Annotated in this window: 18 protein-coding genes; 6 read left to right on the plus strand and 12 right to left on the minus strand. The window is 58.7% G+C overall.

Translation table 11 applies throughout. The features are described from left to right. The first annotated feature begins 39 nt into the window (after positions 1-39). Positions 40-528, plus strand: coding sequence for a phosphate-starvation-inducible protein PsiE (locus tag RGU44_RS24660; RefSeq protein ID WP_322177996.1), 489 nt, complete (start codon positions 40-42; stop codon positions 526-528). Between the two features lie 63 nt (positions 529-591). Here RGU44_RS24660 and RGU44_RS24665 read toward each other — a convergent pair whose 3' ends face one another. The 3 genes from RGU44_RS24665 to RGU44_RS24675 all read right to left on the minus strand — a co-directional run bounded on the left by RGU44_RS24665 (position 592) and on the right by RGU44_RS24675 (position 2,649). Next, entirely contained in the window at positions 592-921 is a 330-nt protein-coding gene (locus RGU44_RS24665; protein WP_219060889.1) for a DUF3509 domain-containing protein, read from the minus strand. Between the two features lie 177 nt (positions 922-1,098). Next, positions 1,099-1,530: an HPF/RaiA family ribosome-associated protein gene (locus tag RGU44_RS24670; protein ID WP_322278428.1), complete on the minus strand. Its 432-nt coding sequence runs from the start codon at positions 1,528-1,530 to the stop codon at positions 1,099-1,101. Positions 1,531-1,773: 243 nt separating this feature from the next. Continuing rightward, the gene (locus RGU44_RS24675) at positions 1,774-2,649 is read right to left on the minus strand and encodes an AraC family transcriptional regulator (RefSeq protein WP_322177998.1); all 876 of its coding nucleotides are present in this window, start codon (positions 2,647-2,649) and stop codon (positions 1,774-1,776) included. 134 nt (positions 2,650-2,783) lie between these two features. Here RGU44_RS24675 and RGU44_RS24680 point away from each other — a divergent pair, with 134 nt between their 5' ends. Then, complete coding sequence (locus tag RGU44_RS24680; protein ID WP_322278430.1) at positions 2,784-3,698, plus strand: DMT family transporter; 915 nt, start codon at positions 2,784-2,786, stop codon at positions 3,696-3,698. Positions 3,699-3,702: 4 nt separating this feature from the next. Here RGU44_RS24680 and RGU44_RS24685 read toward each other — a convergent pair whose 3' ends face one another. Both RGU44_RS24685 and RGU44_RS24690 read right to left on the minus strand, forming a co-directional pair. Next, a complete protein-coding gene (locus RGU44_RS24685) occupies positions 3,703-4,677 on the minus strand; it encodes a D-glycerate dehydrogenase (RefSeq protein ID WP_322278431.1) in 975 nt (324 codons plus the stop codon). 111 nt (positions 4,678-4,788) lie between these two features. After that, entirely contained in the window at positions 4,789-5,736 is a 948-nt protein-coding gene (locus tag RGU44_RS24690) for a LysR family transcriptional regulator (protein ID WP_219060895.1), read from the minus strand. 183 nt (positions 5,737-5,919) lie between these two features. Between RGU44_RS24690 and RGU44_RS24695 the strand changes: the two genes are divergently transcribed. Genes RGU44_RS24695 through RGU44_RS24710 form a run of 4 tightly spaced genes read left to right on the plus strand, consistent with a single transcriptional unit; the run spans position 5,920 to position 10,713 of the window. Continuing rightward, a complete protein-coding gene (locus RGU44_RS24695; RefSeq protein WP_322278432.1) occupies positions 5,920-7,446 on the plus strand; it encodes an efflux transporter outer membrane subunit in 1,527 nt (508 codons plus the stop codon). Next, on the plus strand, positions 7,443-9,638 hold the full coding sequence (locus RGU44_RS24700; RefSeq protein WP_322278433.1) for an FUSC family protein: 2,196 nt from the start codon (positions 7,443-7,445) through the stop codon (positions 9,636-9,638). Before RGU44_RS24695 ends, RGU44_RS24700 begins: the two co-directional genes overlap by 4 nt. Further along, the gene (locus tag RGU44_RS24705) at positions 9,628-9,828 is read left to right on the plus strand and encodes a DUF1656 domain-containing protein (RefSeq protein WP_219060898.1); all 201 of its coding nucleotides are present in this window, start codon (positions 9,628-9,630) and stop codon (positions 9,826-9,828) included. Before RGU44_RS24700 ends, RGU44_RS24705 begins: the two co-directional genes overlap by 11 nt. A 24-nt stretch (positions 9,829-9,852) precedes the next feature. Further along, positions 9,853-10,713 carry an HlyD family secretion protein gene (locus RGU44_RS24710; protein ID WP_322178003.1) on the plus strand — a complete coding sequence of 287 codons (861 nt, stop codon included), beginning with the start codon at positions 9,853-9,855 and terminating at the stop codon, positions 10,711-10,713. 25 nt (positions 10,714-10,738) lie between these two features. Here RGU44_RS24710 and RGU44_RS24715 read toward each other — a convergent pair whose 3' ends face one another. From RGU44_RS24715 to RGU44_RS24745, 7 genes are all read right to left on the minus strand, one after another. Beyond that, entirely contained in the window at positions 10,739-11,560 is an 822-nt protein-coding gene (locus tag RGU44_RS24715) for an SDR family oxidoreductase (RefSeq protein ID WP_322178004.1), read from the minus strand. 18 nt (positions 11,561-11,578) lie between these two features. Then, positions 11,579-12,043, minus strand: coding sequence for a multidrug transporter (locus RGU44_RS24720; RefSeq protein ID WP_322178005.1), 465 nt, complete (start codon positions 12,041-12,043; stop codon positions 11,579-11,581). Between the two features lie 220 nt (positions 12,044-12,263). Beyond that, positions 12,264-13,718 (minus strand): mannose-1-phosphate guanylyltransferase/mannose-6-phosphate isomerase, encoded by a 1,455-nt coding sequence (locus RGU44_RS24725; protein WP_322178006.1) that lies wholly within the window; start codon positions 13,716-13,718, stop codon positions 12,264-12,266. 123 nt (positions 13,719-13,841) lie between these two features. Beyond that, the gene (locus RGU44_RS24730) at positions 13,842-14,513 is read right to left on the minus strand and encodes an alginate O-acetyltransferase AlgF (RefSeq protein WP_322178007.1); all 672 of its coding nucleotides are present in this window, start codon (positions 14,511-14,513) and stop codon (positions 13,842-13,844) included. Between the two features lie 12 nt (positions 14,514-14,525). Next, a complete protein-coding gene (locus tag RGU44_RS24735; RefSeq protein ID WP_322278434.1) occupies positions 14,526-15,701 on the minus strand; it encodes an alginate O-acetyltransferase in 1,176 nt (391 codons plus the stop codon). A gap of 10 nt (positions 15,702-15,711) precedes the next feature. Further along, the gene (locus tag RGU44_RS24740) at positions 15,712-17,298 is read right to left on the minus strand and encodes an MBOAT family protein (protein ID WP_322178009.1); all 1,587 of its coding nucleotides are present in this window, start codon (positions 17,296-17,298) and stop codon (positions 15,712-15,714) included. 158 nt (positions 17,299-17,456) lie between these two features. Continuing rightward, on the minus strand, positions 17,457-18,584 hold the full coding sequence (locus RGU44_RS24745) for a mannuronate-specific alginate lyase (RefSeq protein ID WP_322178010.1): 1,128 nt from the start codon (positions 18,582-18,584) through the stop codon (positions 17,457-17,459). Between the last annotated feature and the right edge of the window lie 7 nt (positions 18,585-18,591).

Consider the following 18,591-nt stretch of genomic DNA (forward strand, 5'->3'; position numbering starts at 1 on the left):
TAGTCGTTTTTTAACATTGAAAGGTCAGGGGTAAGAATCATGGAAACCAAATGGGCGGAAAAGCTCCGCGAAAACCTGCATTCCCGAGCGGAGTCATTCGGCAATCTCTGCGTCGAAGGCTTCCATTTCATGGCGCTGTTCGCGATTGGTGGGATCACTGCCTGGGCTTCTGTGGTTGCTTTTTTGGGGATGGTCGAGAAGGGAAACGTCACGGTCGATGACATCTTGTTGCTGTTCATTTACCTGGAATTAGGGGCGATGACAGGGATTTATTTCAAGACCAATCACATGCCCGTGCGGTTTCTGATTTACGTCGCCATCACGGCACTCACCCGATTGTTGATTTCGGATGTGTCGCACCATGCGCCACCGGATCTGGGTGTGGTTTATCTCTCGGGCGCCATTCTCTTGCTCGCCTTTTCGATTCTGGTCGTGCGATATGCTTCGTCGCAGTTCCCGTCAGCAAAAATCCCTGATCCGCACAGCACTGTAAAAGGTGCCGTGATTGAAGAGAAAGGGGAGATTTGACCGGTAAGTTGGCCTGTACGGGGCTGGGTTCAGTCCGGGCACATGACCCAGGCCCGCTCGCGTCTACACGCTGATCCTCAAATGGGGTTGATTGCTCAGCCAGTCTTTGCGCGGCACGTGCAGTTGATTGAGGTTATCGCCGTCGGTCATTGCGGTGAGAATCTTCATGGCGCTGTGGCCTTGCTCGATGGCAATGCCGAATTGCACGCTTTCAATCAGGCGGCGCATACGTTTGGGTTCATTGCGCTGTGCGGCACTGATGAGGCGTTTGGCGACGACACCCGTTTCATTGGACAAGGTCAGCATGATGCTGCCCTCAAGGCTCTGAATGCTCAGGTTGACCCGGTATTGGGGCTGAAAGGCGTCAGTGATGAGTTGAAAAGGGTTGTCCATGGCCTGTTACCTAGTCAAGAAGTCTCCCTAAGTTGACCTGCGGTGGATAGATTAAGTTCGCGAAGCCAGATCAATCCGACGCCTTGACGAAGAAGGGCGGGCCTGTTTGCACAGGCCCGCCCTTCTTTAAGTGATTGCTCCAATAGCTAGGGTATTGAAATCAATCATGCTGCCGGATTAGCCGTGCAACACCTCATCCTTTTCGAGTTCTTTTTCCAAAAACTCTTCCTGAAGCAGGGCGTCCGGGTTTTCTGTTCCCTCTTCCAGATCACCTTCTGCTACTGGCGCACCGGCACGTTTGTCGCGCAATTTACCGAACAAATGCTCAAGGGCATGCTCGAGTTTTTCCGCCGCGCCTTCCACAGCCCGATCCAGCGTATCGGCTTTGTGGGTAACTGAAATCGGTTGGTGTCCTTTTGGACGAGCTTCCATCTGGCAGCGTTTGTCATGCGGGCCTGGCTTCTCGCCATTTTCGTCGCGGAGATGGACTTCGACGCGAGTCAGGTCTTCTTCGTAGCGTTCGAGCGTGCTCTCAACGGTGGTACGTACCCACTCCTCCAGTCGGATGCTGTTTTCGATGTGGTTATCGCAATTGACCTGGATTTGCATAGATTTTCCCTTACTTAGGCTTGCTCGTATGAGAACTGACGGTTTCGCTCGGGGAGTTCAAACCATTTGCCTCTCACCTCCAGTGTTGGCGCCGATGAGGAAACAATTCAAGCCCTTTGTGCACAGAAATATTTTGATGTGGGAAAAACCAGGGGTGGCAGGCCGGGACTCGAGCGTCAGCGACGGGCTTTGGCGCAAGGTCCGTACTGATTTTATGTAGGCGCTGCCGAAAGCGTTGATCCGTTACCGGGCAAACGCCAACCGATATTCCCCCGGCGTCGCGCCCATTGCCTGGCGAAATCGATTATTGAAGTGACTCGCGCTGGCAAAGCCGCACGCCATGGCAATATCGCCGAACGCTTGGTTGCCGGTACGCAGCAGGTGCCGGGCATGGGTCAGGCGGCGGGCGAGCAGGTATTGATGGGGCGGCAGACCGAAGCTTTCGCGGAACATGCGGGCGAAGTGGTATTCAGACAGCGCGCATTGCCCCGCCAGTAGCCCAAGGCTGATGGGGGCTGACAGGTGGTTCTCGATGTAGTCCACCAACTGCCGCCGCAGGTGCGGAGCCAGGCCGCCTTTGAGGCGCAGACCTTCGCGCTGGCCAACCTGGCTGAGCAGGGCATGGCTGAGCATGTCGTGGGCCAGGCTGCTGGTCAGCAGGCGCTCGCCGGGTTCGCTCCAGTTGAGCTGGATCAACCGGCGAAAACGCTGCACTTGTTCGGGGTCGTCGATGAAGGTGCTTTCGCGCAGTTGCAGCTCGCGGGGCTCACGGTCCAGCAGAGTGATGCAGCCCAGCGCGAATTGCTCGGGGCTGATGTACAGGTGTGCAAGACGGATCTCGCCATTGATCACCCACGCGGACTCATGTCCGGCGGGCAACACACATAACTTGCCCGGTCCGCCCTTGTCGTTGGGTCGCTCGCGGCGAAAGGTCCCGGTGCCACCCGCGATATAGCAGGACAGCGTGTGGTGGCTCGGCGCCTGGTACTCCTGCGCATCATGCCGGTTGTTCCAGAGGGCCGCGACCATGCCGTCACCCAGCCCCGCGCTTTGTTCCAGACGAGCGTTGGGCGAGCTGTTCAGGGCTTGAAAGACTTGGATGGTTTCCAGTGGTGGCATAACTGATTCTCTCCGATTCGCATCCTACTCCGTAGCGCCCGCGCTGCCAGCCTCCACTCGATTAAATGCGCAAGATTGTGCAAGTAGGCGCTAATGCAAAGCGCCAGACTGAGGCTTCAATCAGGAGCCCGACGATGAACCTCTCGCTTTATCTACTCACCGTTTTGATCTGGGGCACGACCTGGATCGCTCTGAAACTGCAGCTCGGCGTCGTGGCAATTCCGGTGTCGATTGTCTATCGCTTCGGCTTCGCTGCCCTGGTGTTGTTCGTGATGCTGCTGTTGAGCGGGCGTCTGCAAAAGGTCAATCGGCGCGGGCAATTCATTTGTCTTGCGCAGGGCCTGTGCCTGTTCTGCGTCAACTTCATGTGCTTCTACACGGCCAGTCAGTGGATCCCAAGCGGCTTGATCGCCGTGGTGTTCTCCACCTCGACGCTGTGGAACGCACTGAATGCCCGGATTTTTTTCCGCCAGAAAGTCGCGCGCAATGTGCTCGCCGGGGGGGCGTTGGGACTGATCGGTCTGGCGTGTCTGTTCTGGCCTGAACTGTCCGGGCGTACGGCCAGTCACGAAACCTTGCTCGGTCTGGGCCTGGCCCTGCTCGGTACGCTGTGCTTCTCCGCCGGTAATCTGTTGTCCAGCCTGCAACAAAAAGCCGGCTTGCGCCCCCTGACCACCAATGCCTGGGGGATGTTCTACGGTGCGGCGATGCTCAGTGTGTATTGTCTACTCAGCGGTACGCCCTTCAGCTTCGAATGGAACACGCGCTACATCGGCTCGCTGGTGTATCTGGTGATTGCCGGCTCGGTCATCGGCTTTACCGCTTACTTGACCCTGGTCGGACGCATGGGACCGGAACGCGCGGCGTATTGCACCGTGCTATTCCCGGTGGTCGCGCTGAATATCTCGGCGTTCGTCGAAGGCTACCAATGGACACTGCCCGCGTTGATGGGGCTGGTGTTGGTGATGCTGGGGAATGTGCTGGTGTTTCGTAAGCCAAAGCAGCCTGCCGTTAACCCTGCCAATAGCGGCAACGGCAAGCTGGTTTAAAGATTTAGCCCTTCCACACCTGCGGATTGACCAGATCCTGCGGTCGCTCACCCAGCAACGCACTGCGCAAATTGGCGTAGGCGCGATCGGCCATGGCCTGGCGCGTCTCGTGGGTGGCGGAACCGATGTGCGGCAGGGTGACTGCGTTGCTCAACTGGAACAGCGGTGATTCGGCCAGCGGTTCTTTTTCGTACACATCCAGACCCGCGCCACGAATAGTGCCCTGCTGCAGGGCTTCGATCAGCGCGGGTTCGTCGACCACCGGGCCGCGAGAGATGTTGATCAGGAGCGCACTGGGCTTCATCAGCGCCAGTTCGCGGGTGCTGATCAGGTGTTTGGTCTTTTCGCTCAATGGCACCACGAGGCAAACGAAGTCGGACTCGGCCAGCAGTTGATCGAGGCTGCGGTACTGCGCGCCCATTTCCTGTTCCAGCGAGGTCTTGCGACTATTGCCGCTGTACAGGATTGGCATGTTGAAACCGAAATGGCCACGACGTGCGATGGCCGCGCCGATGTTGCCCATGCCGACGATACCCAGGGTCTTGCCATGCACGTCGGTGCCGAAATGCGAGGCTTCGACCGTGCGTTTCCATTGGCCAGCCTTGGTCCAGGCGTCCAGTTCGGCAACGCGTCGGGCGCTGCTCATGAGCAGGGCGAAGGCCAGGTCAGCGGTGCTTTCGGTCAACACATCCGGGGTGTTGGTGAGCATGATGCCGCGCTCGTTGAAATAGCCCAGCTCGTAATTGTCGTAGCCCACCGAAATGCTCGACACCACTTCCAGCCTGGTGGCACTTTGCAGTTGTTCGCGGCCCAGCGTGCGGCCCGCGCCGATCAGGCCGTGGGCGTGCGGCAGCGCGTCGTTGAACTGCGCGTTCATATCGCCAAGCTTGGGGTTGGGTACGATCACGTTGAAATCTTGCTGCAGGCGCTCGGCCATTTCAGGGGACACGCGGCTGAAGGCAAGTACGGTCTTTTTCATCAGGCAGATACTCTCTGACGTTCGAATGGTCAGTGCGTAGCACGCTAACATTCTTGCCCGTCCCTGGGCATCTGGTTCTTTCGAGGGGATTCTTCTGCCGAGCGGAACAGGTCAGACGATGTTCATCAAGTCGTGGGTTTTCAAGTCGGCTTCATGTGCGGCCAGAATCTCTGGCAGTGAGCCGCGCAGGTATTCGACCCACGTCCTGATCTTCGCATCCAGGTACTGACGCGACGGGTAGATGGCGTACAGGTTCAGTTCCTGCGAGCGGTAGTTGGGCAGGACCCGTACCAGCGTGCCGTTGCGCAAACCTTCGATGGCGGAGTAAATCGGCAGAATCCCCACCCCCATGCCACTGCAGATCGCGGTTTTCATGGCGTCGGCCGAATTGACCAGGAAGGGCGAGGTGACGATGGTGACCATCTCCTGACCTTCAGGACCATCAAACAACCACTTCTCCAGCGGAATCACCGGGCTGACCAGGCGCAAGCAGGCGTGGTTGAGCAGGTCTTGGGGCTTTTGCGCAGCACCGAAGGCTTTGACGTAGGCCGGCGAGGCACAAACGATGCTGTAGGTGATCCCCAGGCGTTGGGAAACGAAACCCGAATCCGGCAGCTCGCTGGCCAGGACGATGGAGACGTCGTAACCCTCGTTGAGCAGGTCAGGCGCGCGGTTGGCCATGGTCAGGTCGAAGGTCACGTCCGGGTGATGCTTGCGATAACGGGCGATGGCATCGATAACGTAATGCTGGCCGACGCCGGTCATCGAATGGACTTTCAGCTGTCCGGCCGGGCGAGCGTGAGCGTCACTGGCTTCAGCTTCGGCTTCTTCGACATACCCGAGGATTTGTTCACAGCGCAGCAGGTAGCGTTTGCCTGCTTCGGTGAGGGCAATCCGTCGAGTGGTGCGATTGAGCAGTCGGGTTTGCAGGTGCGCTTCAAGATTTGAGACTGCACGCGATACGTTGGCGGTGGTGGTATCGAGCTGTACTGCTGCTGCAGTAAAGCTTCCCGCTTGCGCCACGCAACTGAAAGCGCGCATGTTTTGCAGGGTATCCATTGGCAGTTCTCTGGTGAGATTGGCAAAGTGTGACATGAAGTAACAGTTGCGTGTGAGTCAGACCAATGGATTATCGCGCGTTTGGTAACAAAGAATCACACTTCCCTCGGCTTATCGCCGCCCGGACTGCCGCCTAGAATCGTTGTCTTCACGCTATTTCACCTAAGTCGGGAATTCGCAGCTGTGCCGCGTCGCATGATCAGAGGGCTTAAGCTCCTCAGTGTTTTGTCTTTATCCCTGGCAATAGGCGGCTGCATCGGGACTTGGGGGATTGCCCCTCAAGACCACTCCTTGCCGGCCAACACCCTGGCCACGGACGAAGCTATCCAAAATGCTGCCAAAGATGCTCATTGGCCCGCTGCCCAGTGGTGGCGAGCCTACAGTGATGAGCAACTTGACCGCTGGATCGAGCTTGCCGCCCAAGGCAGCCCGAGCCTTGCGATGGCCGCCGCCCGCGTACGTCAGGCCAAGGCCATGGCCGGTATCGCCGAGTCCGCCGAGTCGGTGCATGTCAATGGCGACTCTACCCTCAAACGTCATAACTGGCCTACCGACCAGTTCTACGGTCCAGGCGCGTTGGCCAATACCAGCACGTGGGACAACAATGCCTCGCTGGGCCTGAGTTACTCCCTCGACCTGTGGGGCCGGGAAAGTAATACCACCGAACAGGCGCTTGATCTGGCGCACATGACTGCCGCCGAATCACGCCTGGCGCAACTCGAACTGCAGAACAACATCGTCCGTGCCTATATTCAGCTGTCGTTGAATTACGCGCAGCGCGACATTGTTGAAGCGACGCTGGCCCAACAGCAGCAGATCCTCGATCTGGCGCAACGACGCCTGAGCGGTGGGATCGGCACTCATTTCGAAGTCAGCCAGGCCGAAACACCGCTGCCGGAAACCCATCGGCAAATCGATGCGCTGGACGAGGCTATCGACCTGAGTCGCAATCAGCTCGCGGCGTTGGCAGGTAAGGGCCCAGGGGAGGGCGCGAAGTTACAGCGGCCAACCCTGTCATTGCAGGCCGCATTGAAACTGCCATCGGCATTGCCCGCTGAACTGCTCGGGCAGCGCCCGGACGTGGTCGCCAGCCGCTGGAGAGTCGCGGCCCAGGCGCGCGGCATCGATGTCGCGCATGCCGGCTTTTACCCTAACGTCGATCTGGTCGGCAGCCTCGGCTTCATGGCTACTGGCGGCGGCATGCTGTCGTTCCTCTCCGGCAATAAATTCAACTACAGCGTCGGCCCGGCGATTACGTTGCCGATCTTCGACGGCGGGCGTTTGCGTGCAGAGTTGGGTGAAGCGTCGGCCGGGTATGATGTGGCCGTTGCGCAGTACAACCAGACACTGATCAATGCGCTCAAAGATATCTCCGACCAATTGATCCGCCGCGCCTCGATGGACAAGCAACAAGTGTTCACCGCTGAGTCGGTGGCGTCGGCGCAGAAGACGTATGACATCGCGTTGGTTGCCTATAAGCGCGGTCTGACCGATTATCTGAATGTGCTTAACGTCCAGACCTTATTGTTTCACCAGCAGGAAATTCAGCAGCAGGTTCAGGCTGCCCGCCTGACCGCTCACGCCGCGTTGGTGGTTGCGCTGGGTGGTGGCTTGTCGGCAGGTGCCGATTCGCCCGACGAGAAGAAAACCGCGCCCAGCAAACCTCCGGCGGCCCTTGAAGCGCTGGATCACATGATGAGTCGACCATGACCCCTCTGTATGCTCCCGTGCGTTGGCTGGGCTCGTTGGAATGGCGTCGCGGTTTTTTTGAGTGGGCGCGCAGCGATGGCGTGACCTGGGTCTATATCTTCAAGGTGCTGTTCGCCGCGTTCTTGACCTTGTGGCTGGCCATGCGTCTGGAGTTGCCGCAGCCCCGCACCGCGATGATCACTGTGTTCATTGTGATGCAGCGGCAGAACGGGCAAGTCCTGGCCAAAAGTTTTTACCGCTTCCTGGGGACGTTGACCGGTTCGGCGGTGATGGTCGCCCTGATCGCCTTGTTCGCTCAGGACACTGAGTTGTTTCTAGTCAGCCTGGCGATCTGGGTGGGCATTTGTTCGGCCGGCGCCGCGCGTAACCGAAACTTCCGGGCCTATGGGTTTGTTCTGGCCGGTTATACCGCTGCCATGGTCGGCCTGCCTGCCCTGGCACACCCGGATGGCGCGTTCATGGCGGCCATGTGGCGGGTGTTGGAAATTTCCCTGGGCATCCTGTGCTCGACCCTGGTCAGTGTCGCGATCTTGCCGCAAACCGCCAGTGCTGCGATGCGTAACGCGCTGTACCTGCGTTTTGGCGTGTTTGCCGGGTTCGTGGCTCATGGTTTGCGGGTGGGTAATGAATCGGGCGCATTCGAGGCCGGTAACGTGCGTTTTATCGCCGAAGCGATTGGTCTGGAAGGGTTGCGCAGTGTCACCGTGTTCGAAGACCCGCATATGCGCCGACGCAACGGCCGGCTCAATCGCCTGAACAGTGAGTTCATGGCCATCACCACGCGCTTCAATGCCTTGCACCAACTGCTTGAGCGCTTGCGCAGTCGAGAAGCGGTTCAGGTGATCAGCGCCATTGAACCGGGGTTGATGGCACTCGCCGATTTGCTTGAAGCTTTCTCCGGGCGGCCTTTGACCGATGCCGACGCGGCGCGATTGGCCGAGCGATTGGCGGCGTTTAAAGAGGGGCTGCCGGAGCGCGTGCGAAGTCTGCGTGCGGCGCTGGTCGAGACTCAACCTGCCGACGCGGACCTGCTGGATTTCCACACCGCCTATGAGCTGCTGTATCGGTTTGTCGATGACATGCACGGTTACGCCCAGACTCATGCCTCGCTGGCCGATCACAACCATGTCCGTGAACAGTGGGATGAACCGTTTACCTCACAGACGAACTGGGTGGCCGCTCTCGCCGCCGGTGTTCGAGCCTCGTTCGTCCTTTTGGTGCTGGGCAGCTATTGGGTTGCCACCGCATGGCCGAGTGGTTCCATCATGACCTTGGTCGCCGCCGCCACCATCGGCCTTTCAGCCTCGTCGGCGAACCCCAAGCGCATGGCCTTTCAGATGGCTTGCGGCACGTTTCTGGGAGCCATATTAGGCTTTATCGAAATGTTTTTCGTGTACCCGTTCATCGATGGCTTCCCCTTGTTGTGCCTGGTGCTTGCCCCGGTGTTGGTGCTCGGCTCGTTCCTCTCCTCGCGGCCGCAATTGGCGGGCTATGGCTTGGGATTGTTGATTTTTTTCAGCACCGGCTCGGTGCCTGACAACCTGACGATCTACAACCCTTACGGGTTCATCAATGACTACATCGGGATGGTGCTCGGCATGCTGGTCTGCGCAGCGGCGGGTGCAATTATTTTGCCGCCCAACAGCCGTTGGATGTGGAGCCGGCTTGAACAGGACTTGCGTCAGCAGGTGTTGTACGCCATCAGCGCGCCGTTGCGCGGTTTAGGGTCGAGCTTCGAAAGTCGTACCCGTGACCTGCTGCATCAAGCTTACGGCCTGGCGGCGGGGCAACCGGAGGTTCAACGCAATCTGTTGCGCTGGATGTTCGTGGTGCTTGAGGTCGGTCACGCCATCATCGAATTACGTCGTGAACAGTCAATCATGCCGGTGCACCCGTGCTATGCCGAGTCACAGTCCTGGCGTCTGGCGATCCGGGTGATGGGACGCTCGCTCATCCGCTTGTTTCTGCAGCCCAACCACAGCAACCTGGAACGTGCCCTGATCGCCGTCGATCATGCGATCAGTCGAGTGCAGGCCACTGATGAGCCCTTTGCCCGGCACTTCGACACGTCGGTATTGCGGCGCGTCCAGAGTTACTTGCACTTTATCCGCACTTCGCTGCTTGATCCGCAATCTCCCCTGGCCGCGTATGCCCCGTTACGCAAGCCGCAAGGACTGATCCATGCCTCGTGAAATCGCCTTCCACGGCGTCTATATGCCGACCATGACCTTGATGTTCCTGATCGCGGCAGTCATTGCCTGGACCTTGGGTCGGCTCTTGTCCGAACTCGATCTGTATCGGTTTTTCTGGCATCCGGCGCTGCTGCGTCTGTGCGTGTTTACCTGCATCTTTGGCGCTCTGGCGCTCACCGTTTACCGTTGATGCACTTTTTTTGAGAAACCCTGGATGAAAAAGCTCTTCAGTCTGATTGCTACCTTGCTGGTTCTGGCTCTGGCCCTGTGGATCGGTCGTACCCTGTGGATTAATTACATGGACACACCCTGGACCCGCGATGGTCGGGTGCGCGCCGATGTGATCAACGTCGCTGCCGATGTCTCCGGTGTGGTGGTGGATGTGCCGGTGCGCGACAACCAACTGGTGAAGAAGGGCGATGTGCTGATGCTGATCGATCCAGAGCATTACGAGATTGCCGTCAAACAGGCGCAGGCGTTGGTGGCTTCACGCAAGGCCACGTGGGAAATGCGCAAGCTGAATGCCAAGCGTCGCGCGGACATGGACAGCCTGGTGATTTCCAGCGAAAGCCGTGACGATGCGAGCAATATCGCCAGCTCGACGCTGGCCGACTATGAGCTTGCTCAGGCGCAACTGGACGCCGCCGAGCTCAACCTCAAACGCACCAAGGTGCTGTCTGCGGTAGATGGCTACGTCACCAACCTCAACGTGCACCGTGGCGACTATGCGCGGATCGGCGAAGCAAAAATGGCCGTGGTCGACAAGAACTCGTTCTGGGTGTACGGCTACTTTGAAGAGAACAAACTGCCGCATGTTCGCGTCGGTGATCCGGCCGACATGCAGTTGATGAGCGGCGAAGTGCTGAAGGGCCACGTCGAAAGCATCGCCCGTGGCATCTATGACCGGGACAACCCGCAAAGCCGCGAACTGACCGCCGACGTCAACCCGACCTTCAACTGGGTGCGCCTGGCCCAGCGTGTACCCGTGCGCATCCACCTGGACCAGGTGCCAGAGGGTGTGGTGTTGGCGGCAGGGATTACCTGCACCGTGATCGTGAATCCAGAGGACCATTGATCATCAGCGGTGATGGATGCAGTGCCTACAATGTGCCACGCAATCCAAAGCGCTTTTTCAACGCGTAGTCCAACACGCCTTTAGGCAGCAGCCACGCCATCAGCGGCATGGCCCTGCTGCCATTACCCAACCGCAGCAAGCGCGGAGGGTTGTCTTGCGACACGGCCTTGAGCAGGTCGCGGGCGAAGTCGGCTGCGGGGGTCGGGTTACCTTGTGACGCGTTGGCCCGGGCGCGAATAGCGTCACGCAGCGGCCACCAGGGTGAGGACTCACCGATCAACTGTTCGGCTTCGCGGCTGGCGTTGCTGGCAAAGCTGGAGGCGATGGCGCCAGGCTGCACTTCCATCAGTTTGATGCCGAACGGTGCCAGCTCCAGACGCAGGGCATCGCTGAGCGCATGCACGGCGGCTTTAGATGCGCAATAAGCGCCTGCAAACGGCGTGACCAGCACCCCCGAAACACTGCCGATATTCACTACCAGCCCTTTGCTGCGGCGCAATAACGGAAACAGCGCACGCGTGACGCCGACCACCGCGAACACATTGGTGTCGAACTGTCGGCGCATAGCCTCCACGCCACCATCGAGCAACGGCCCCATGGCGCCGTAACCGGCATTATTGATCAGCACATCAAGGCCGCCTTGTTGCTCAAGCTGTCCCGCCAATCGCTCAAGCGCCGCGCTGTCGTTGACGTCCAGTTCCACCGCGATGAACCCGGCAGCCTGCAATGCAGCGACATCTTCGGTTTTGCGGGCGGTGGCCCAGACTTGATAGCCAGCGGCTTTGAAGGCTTCCGCCAGTGCGCGGCCAATGCCGCTGGAACAACCGGTGATAAGGGCGATGGGCATGTATTTTCCTTAAAGGACCTAGTCCGAGAAACTGCCTTGTAAGTGCTCGGCACGAAACTCCACGGTTTGCGCGCGGTAACCCGGACGCAGCGGCGGCAGGGGTAAGCAGTCTTGCCAATCGCCACCGGCCTGCAATTCGCCAGGGCCGCGATAGCGAGGTGCCGCGTAGACGTTATCGGCCAGGTTGACCGTGTCCCCCGGCATATAAGCCGCAACACGCCACTGCAGGGAGAGCAGCGGCACGTCATTGCCATTGTGTAACTGGATCTGTAACGGACGGTCAGGCGGGCATTGTTGCGGCAAATAAGTCAATCGCAACTCCAGATGCTCCAACCGTCGCGTTTCGCGGCTGTCCTGCCATACCACCCATGCCGCCACGCTCCCCAAACCCAACACCGCCGCCAATGACACCGGCAACGCCTTGGCGGGGTAACGCAAGAGCAGAATCAGCCACGTTAGAATGAGCGCAATGCCGATCAGCATGGGGGGATACCTTGGTCACACAGATGTGGGCATCGTAGCGTTAGCTTCAGGCTTTGTATTGCGGCACTGACGCCTTTGCGAATGAATTCGCTCCTGCGCAGCCACAAATGTCACTGACTGAAGGCGATGTGACTGACATGAAAAAGCCCCCGTAACCCCTCTGCGGATGGGAAATACGCAGAGGGGTTACGAAGGCCAGAGTGTTACGGTTTAAACCGTATCAGCGTGCGATGGTTTTGGTCTTTATGCCCATTTCCACCACGTTATTGGAACGCCCGTAGACGTCTTCGAAACGTTCAATGTCGTCTTCGCCCAAGTAGCTGCCGGACTGGACTTCAATGATTTCCAACGGGATCTTGCCTGGGTTTCTCAAGCGATGGACCGAGGCAATCGGGATGTAGGTGGATTGGTTTTCGGTCAGCAGGAACACGTTTTCATCGCAGGTCACTTCGGCAGTGCCGGAGACGACGATCCAGTGTTCGGCGCGGTGGTGGTGCATTTGCAGGGACAGGCAAGCGCCCGGTTTAACCGAGATGTGCTTGACTTGGAACCGGCCACCCATGTCCACCGAGTCGTAGGAACCCCAAGGTCGGTAAACCTCACAGTGGTTCTGGGTTTCGCTACGGCCCTGTTCGTTGAGGGTGTTGACCATCTGCTTGACGCCCTGAACTTTGTCTTTGTGGGCAATCATCATCGCGTCTTTGGTTTCGACCACGACGATATTGTCCAGGCCAATGACCGAGACCAGTTTGCCGTTGCCATGGATCATGCAGTTGCGGCTGTCTTGGATCACCACATCGCCTTTGGCCACGTTGCCGTGGGCGTCTTTTTCCTGCACGTCCCACAGCGATGACCAGCAGCCGACATCATTCCAGCCAGCGGTGAGCGGAACCACGCAGGCGCGCTGGGTTTTTTCCATCACGGCGTAGTCGATGGAGTTGTCCGGGCAGCAGGCGAAGGTGGCGGCATCAATGTCGATGTTGTCGCCGTCGTGAATGCTGCGTTCGAGGGCCAGCATGCAGGTGTCGTAGATGTCCGTGTCGTGCTTTTTCAGCTCTTCGAGGTAACGGCTGGCACGAAACAGGAACATGCCGCTGTTCCAGAAATAACCGCCAGCGTTGACGAACTCGGTGGCGCGCTTTTCGTCAGGTTTTTCGACGAAGTGCGAGACGCGGCTCACACCCTCGGGCAGTAGCACATCGTGGGTCGACTTGATGTAGCCATAACCGGTTTCAGGTTTGGTCGCCGGTACGCCGAACAGCACCATTTCGCCGCGTTCGGCCGCGACGGTGGCCAGGGCGAGGGCGCGTTGCAGGGCTTTTTGATCGTCGATGACGTGGTCGGCCGGGAGCACCAACATCAGTTCATCACGGCCATCGCTGAGCAGCATCATCGCGGTGATTGCGACGGCCGGTGCGGTGTTGCGGCCGAAGGGCTCCAGCAAGATGGCCTGGGTCTCTAGCTTCAAGGTGTCCAGTTGCTCTGTAACGATGAAGCGGTGGTCCTTGTTGCAGACCACGATAGGGTCCTGCATGCCGTCGAACTTCAGGCGTTCGAGGGTTTGCTGGAACAGGGTGTGCTCACCGGTCAAGGCCAGGAACTGTTTAGGGAACTGTTTGCGCGAAAGCGGCCAGAGTCGTGAGCCGCTACCACCTGACAAGATTACTGGAATCATTTTACTTCTCCAAAAGTCTTCAAAAAGGCTGTACGTCGTTTTCTGTCGTTTCAGTCTTGTTTTTGTTCCGTGACAACCGGTCCTCTCCTGACTACGGAGCCCAGGACCGGCTGTCTCAATGGGTTAGCGCGTGGCGACCGGGGGTTTGACCCAGACCGGCGACACGTTGCTGCCGCTGCCGGTGACATACAGAACGGCGGCTTCACCACGTTCCAGGGCAATCGGTTTCAGATCGCTGATTTTCTTATCGCCGTCGAACAGCGCCAGGCTGACTTTCACCGGGTTGATTTCACGGTCGCCACGGCCTTTGGCGGCGACGGCCGGGATGACATCGGTCTTGCCATCGGCGGTTTTCAGGGTCAGCGCTTTGTCGGTGAGGTTCTGCACGCGCACCAGGGATTTCTGTTTGTTCTTGAACGGCGGCTCTTCCACCAGTTGTGGGGTGCCGCTGGTGTTGCTGACCAGGGTGTAATAGTGATCACTGGCCAGTTTCACCGGTACGGTCTGGCTGCCAACCTTGGCGCTGTAGTCGCCCTGGGGCATGAAGCTGAAGGCGCTGCTGGCCAACGGTGCGATTTCGTTGAGGTTGGTGTTGCCGACGCTGGCGCTGATTTCCGCGTTGCTGGCGTTGTAGACCCGGACGAAGGTCGAGCCTTTAGGGGCCGTCGGGCCATAGAGCGCAGAGTCGCCACCGGCAAAGGCTTGCAGGGAGAACAAGCCGAGGCCTGCAACCAGTGCGCAGGTTTTCAACAGGCTTTTTTTGGCAAAACGATTTGGAGTGGTCTGTAAGGTCATGAGATGTTCCTCTCAGTTTTGCGCCCGGTTGGGCGACTCGGATTTGTTGGCGTTAAGCGCCAGATTTTGTTGCGGGTCGCGAGCCTGTTTAAGTTCGGCGATCCACTGCGGATCGAACTCGCCAAGGTCGTTGTGGGCAGGCAGATAACGTTCTGGGAACTCCCAAATCAGCACTTGCGGCGGGCTGTTCTTGAAAGCATCGGTTTGCAGGTATTTGAGCATCGGCAGAATCGGGCCATGGCCGTCTTCGGCGTAATTGACCACGTCGCTTTGCAGTGCCTGTTTCAAGGCGCCCAGGAAGTTCCAGTTCGGGTTGGCGCTGTAGCTGGTGCCGACCAGTCCTACCGCGACTTCGTTGTCCGCGAACAGGGCATCGCCGTCGTTAGCCTCGGCCTGAGCCGGATTAGTGCTGCGTTGTTGCAGCTGATCGGGTTTAGGCAACAGGTTGCTGAACAGCGGGTCCAGTGGCAGGAAGCTGGTCAGGTCACCCTTGTACGGCGCGGTCTCTTTGGCTTCGGTGACGAACTTTTCAGGCTGGCCGCTCAACGGTGTTTCATTGCTGATGACCGTGCCCAGCTGTTGAGCGACGACTTCGGCACCCATCGGCGTCCAGTGCGTGTCGGTCCTCAGGAACACGGCACCGTTCTGTTTTGCGCTCTGCAGCGGCGTCAGCAGGTCAGGGGCAATAATGCCGGCCTTCGCCATCTGGGCATGGAACTGCTGATACAAATCGGCATGCAGCGCAGCCGGGGTGTTGTCGCCGATGTGCTCCGGGTACAGCCGGGTTTTTGCCGGCACGATGGCCAGCACCAACTGTGTGCCCTGTTTTTTCAGGGTGTCGCGTACACCTTGAATCAGCGCGAGGTTGTCGGCTTCGTTCTGCTCGCCGTTGGCCACAGGGTTGAACTCTTCATCGCTGTACAGCCACTGATCGCGGCCCAGCACGACACCGGGACGGCCTTCGTTGAACAGCTTGAAGTCCAGTGCGGCCCAAAGGTTGGTGCCCAGGCGTTTGATCGGGAACTCATCGTCGTAATGAGTCTCCGCCGCTTTGGTCCAGCGCCCGTTGAGCACGGTGGTCTCGGCGGAAGTCGAGAAGCTGCCGAAACTGCGCAGCGACCAGACACCCAACGCGAGCAGGATGGCGAGGAACAGGACGATGTAGAGGAAGCGTAATGATCGGGTCATGTCAGGCCCCTCAAAACTGGAAGTAAAGGAACGGCGAGAAACTTTGCGCCGAGAGCTTGAGGATCGATGCTACGAACAACAGCAACACCAAGGTGCGCATCGCATAACGCGGCCAGTCGGCGACCCAGAACGCAGGCTGTACCTGAGCATCGGTGCCGACGGTGTAACCCGGCAGGTGAATGCTGTTCGGCTGGTCGCCAGGGACTGCTTTGATCATGCCCGGTTGAGCGGTTGCGGGACCGTTGGCCTCGGTGCTCTCTTCGCCGGCAGCAGGTTTCACACCCTTGATCGCGTCGGCTTTAGGTCGGTTCGCGTAGAAGTCACGCAGACCGAAGAACGCCAGTGTCATGTACGCCACGATCAGTGTTGCCACTTGCAGGCCGGTGAGGCTGGCGCTGTTGAGTTCCGACAGTTGCCATTCGCTGAAGCTGAACATCGCGCCATACATCCGTGCAGCAACGTGCAGGTTTTCCGAGCGGAAAATAACCCAGCCCATGATCACCAGCAGGAAGGTCAGCGCCCAACGAATCGGATTGAAGCTGCGCTGATTGGTGTTCAGGCCCAAGGCTTTTTCGATCGCCAACCACATGCCGTGCCAGGCGCCCCAGACGATGTAGGTGATGTTCGCACCGTGCCACAGACCACCAAGCAACATGGTCAGGAACAGGTTGCGGTAGGTGGTCAAGGTACCGCCACGGTTACCGCCCAAGGTGATGTACAGATAGTCACGCAGCCAGGTGGACAGGCTGATGTGCCAGCGCCGCCAGAACTCGGTGATCGACTGGCTGATGTACGGCTGCTTGAAGTTCTCCATGAAGCGGAAGCCCATCATCAGGCCCAGGCCAATGGCCATGTCGCTGTAGCCGGAGAAGTCGAAATACAGCTGCGCGGTGTACGCCAGCGCACCGAGCCAGGCATCCCCGGTGGTCGGGTGCTGCAAGGCGAAGCAATGGTCGGCGACTACAGCCAGGGTGTCGGCGATGAACACCTTCTTGATGAAGCCCTGCATGAAGCGCGTGGCGCCTTCGGAGAACTTGTCCAGGGTGTGCGTGCGGTTATTGAACTGGTCGGCCAGGTCGCGGAAGCGCAACACGGGGCCGGCAATCAGGTGCGGAAAGATCGCGACGAACGCAGCAAAGTCGATCAGGTTACGGGTGGCCGGTGTGTCGCCACGGTAAACGTCGATGATGTAGCTGATCGATTCGAAGACGTAGAAGGAGATCCCGATCGGCAACAAGACGTGGGTCAGAATGAACGGTTCGAGACCTACCGAGGTCATCATCGCGTTGATGCTGTCCACGCCAAAGTTGGCGTATTTGAAGTAACCAAGGATGCCCAGATCCACCGCCACGCCGAGCAACAGCCAGCGCTGTGCCGGTTTGGTGCGCACGCCTGCCGCGCCGACTTTCAGGCCGATCCAGTAGTTCCACAGGGTCACGCCGATGAACAACGCCAGGAAGTCCACTCGCCACCAGGCATAGAACGCGTAGCTGGCAATCAGCAACAGCAAGTTGCGGTAGCGTTGTCCGCTCAAGTAGTACAAGCCGAGGAAGATCGGCAAGAACAAGAACAGGAACACATTGGATGAGAAAACCATCCTTATCCCTCCGTTGGTTCAACAGTCAAAGGCCGAAGCCCCCCCAAACCCCCCACAAAAAACAGGGGGTGTATTGCATGAAATTTACTGCCACTGCCGTCTGAAGGTCGTACCGACCTTATCGCAGACACGTCAGCTCCTACGGGGTTCGTGGTGCCTCAGGAACCAGAACCTTTATTGCCTTTTTCATGCGCCGGATCGAAAACCTTGGTCAGGTCGCCGCCAAGACGGAAGGTCTTGAACGGTTCCATCTTGTGTTTTTGATCCAGTACTTCGGCCTTGCAGGTGTAGAGCGAGCAGAAGGGTTCGAGCCAGGCGAACTTGCTGTCGATCTCGAGATCGGTCATGTCCTGTTTTTCGCCGTTGCGCTGGGTGAAACTGTCGGCATCCTTGATCCCGCTCAGCACCCGTTCACCCAGACGCTGCAATGCACCGTTGTTTTCCGGACGTACATCGACGCCATTGGCCTGGGCAAAACTGGCAATCATCGCCATCGGTGGCAGGGCGTAGTTGTGATACGCCAGGGCGCGTTGTTTGCGCTTGAGCTCGTTGGGCAGGAAGCCGTCCTTGTCGATCTGATTGGCGCCGACGCGGAACTCCTTCACCGACCAGTCGAACAAGTCACGTCGATTGGTCACCACCGACGTTGCCATCACCGACCAGGCAGCCCAGTAGGTGTGGTTGTTGTTCTTGTCCATCGGCAGGTTGTCCCAATCGCTGACCACCTGATCGGCCAGTTTGCTGAACCAGGCTTCGATGATTTGCGCTTGTTCCTGATGCGCGGCCAACGGGTGCGAGTTGGAGAACTTCAGGCGCAGGTAAGCCGAGGACATACTGCCCAGTGCCCATTTGCGCATTGACTTGCCGGTGTGGTTAAAGTCCTTGGACTCGAGCGCATCGGCCTTGGCCCAGGTGGTGAGCAGGTTCAAGGCGCAGTCGAGCTGTTCCGGACGACCGTCACGCATGTACTGCATGACGATTTTGCTGGTGTCGCGCTCCAGCTTGGTGATGTCGGCCGTGGCGTCCCTGAAGGCTTTTTCCGAGACCTCGTTGAGGGTCGAGCGGGCCTTGTCCGAGCCTTCGTATTTGCTGCGAAACACCAGTTTGTCGGTGTACGGTTTGGGAATCGCATCGCAGCTGAATTTATTGTCACCGGTTTTGACCTTCTCAATACCGGCGAAGTAGCCCTGTGGTGGAACCAGCGCCTGGGCAGCAGACGCGGCATCGGTCGCGGCCATCAGCGCCACGGCGAGCAGGGTGGGGAGCATCATTTTTCGAGTGTGCATAAAGGCC

This window comes from Pseudomonas sp. 5C2, assembly GCF_034314155.1.
Classification (GTDB): Bacteria; Pseudomonadota; Gammaproteobacteria; order Pseudomonadales; family Pseudomonadaceae; genus Aquipseudomonas.

Coding starts and splice junctions, on each gene's coding strand:
- RGU44_RS24660 (WP_322177996.1), top strand. CDS start 40: ATGGAAACCAAATGGGCGGAAAAGCTCCGCGAAAACCTGCATTCCCGA.
- RGU44_RS24665 (WP_219060889.1), bottom strand. CDS start 921: ATGGACAACCCTTTTCAACTCATCACTGACGCCTTTCAGCCCCAATAC.
- RGU44_RS24670 (WP_322278428.1), bottom strand. CDS start 1,530: ATGCAAATCCAGGTCAATTGCGATAACCACATCGAAAACAGCATCCGA.
- RGU44_RS24675 (WP_322177998.1), bottom strand. CDS start 2,649: ATGCCACCACTGGAAACCATCCAAGTCTTTCAAGCCCTGAACAGCTCG.
- RGU44_RS24680 (WP_322278430.1), top strand. CDS start 2,784: ATGAACCTCTCGCTTTATCTACTCACCGTTTTGATCTGGGGCACGACC.
- RGU44_RS24685 (WP_322278431.1), bottom strand. CDS start 4,677: ATGAAAAAGACCGTACTTGCCTTCAGCCGCGTGTCCCCTGAAATGGCC.
- RGU44_RS24690 (WP_219060895.1), bottom strand. CDS start 5,736: ATGGATACCCTGCAAAACATGCGCGCTTTCAGTTGCGTGGCGCAAGCG.
- RGU44_RS24700 (WP_322278433.1), top strand. CDS start 7,443: ATGACCCCTCTGTATGCTCCCGTGCGTTGGCTGGGCTCGTTGGAATGG.
- RGU44_RS24705 (WP_219060898.1), top strand. CDS start 9,628: ATGCCTCGTGAAATCGCCTTCCACGGCGTCTATATGCCGACCATGACC.
- RGU44_RS24710 (WP_322178003.1), top strand. CDS start 9,853: ATGAAAAAGCTCTTCAGTCTGATTGCTACCTTGCTGGTTCTGGCTCTG.
- RGU44_RS24715 (WP_322178004.1), bottom strand. CDS start 11,560: ATGCCCATCGCCCTTATCACCGGTTGTTCCAGCGGCATTGGCCGCGCA.
- RGU44_RS24720 (WP_322178005.1), bottom strand. CDS start 12,043: ATGCTGATCGGCATTGCGCTCATTCTAACGTGGCTGATTCTGCTCTTG.
- RGU44_RS24725 (WP_322178006.1), bottom strand. CDS start 13,718: ATGATTCCAGTAATCTTGTCAGGTGGTAGCGGCTCACGACTCTGGCCG.
- RGU44_RS24730 (WP_322178007.1), bottom strand. CDS start 14,513: ATGACCTTACAGACCACTCCAAATCGTTTTGCCAAAAAAAGCCTGTTG.
- RGU44_RS24735 (WP_322278434.1), bottom strand. CDS start 15,701: ATGACCCGATCATTACGCTTCCTCTACATCGTCCTGTTCCTCGCCATC.
- RGU44_RS24740 (WP_322178009.1), bottom strand. CDS start 17,298: ATGGTTTTCTCATCCAATGTGTTCCTGTTCTTGTTCTTGCCGATCTTC.
- RGU44_RS24745 (WP_322178010.1), bottom strand. CDS start 18,584: ATGCACACTCGAAAAATGATGCTCCCCACCCTGCTCGCCGTGGCGCTG.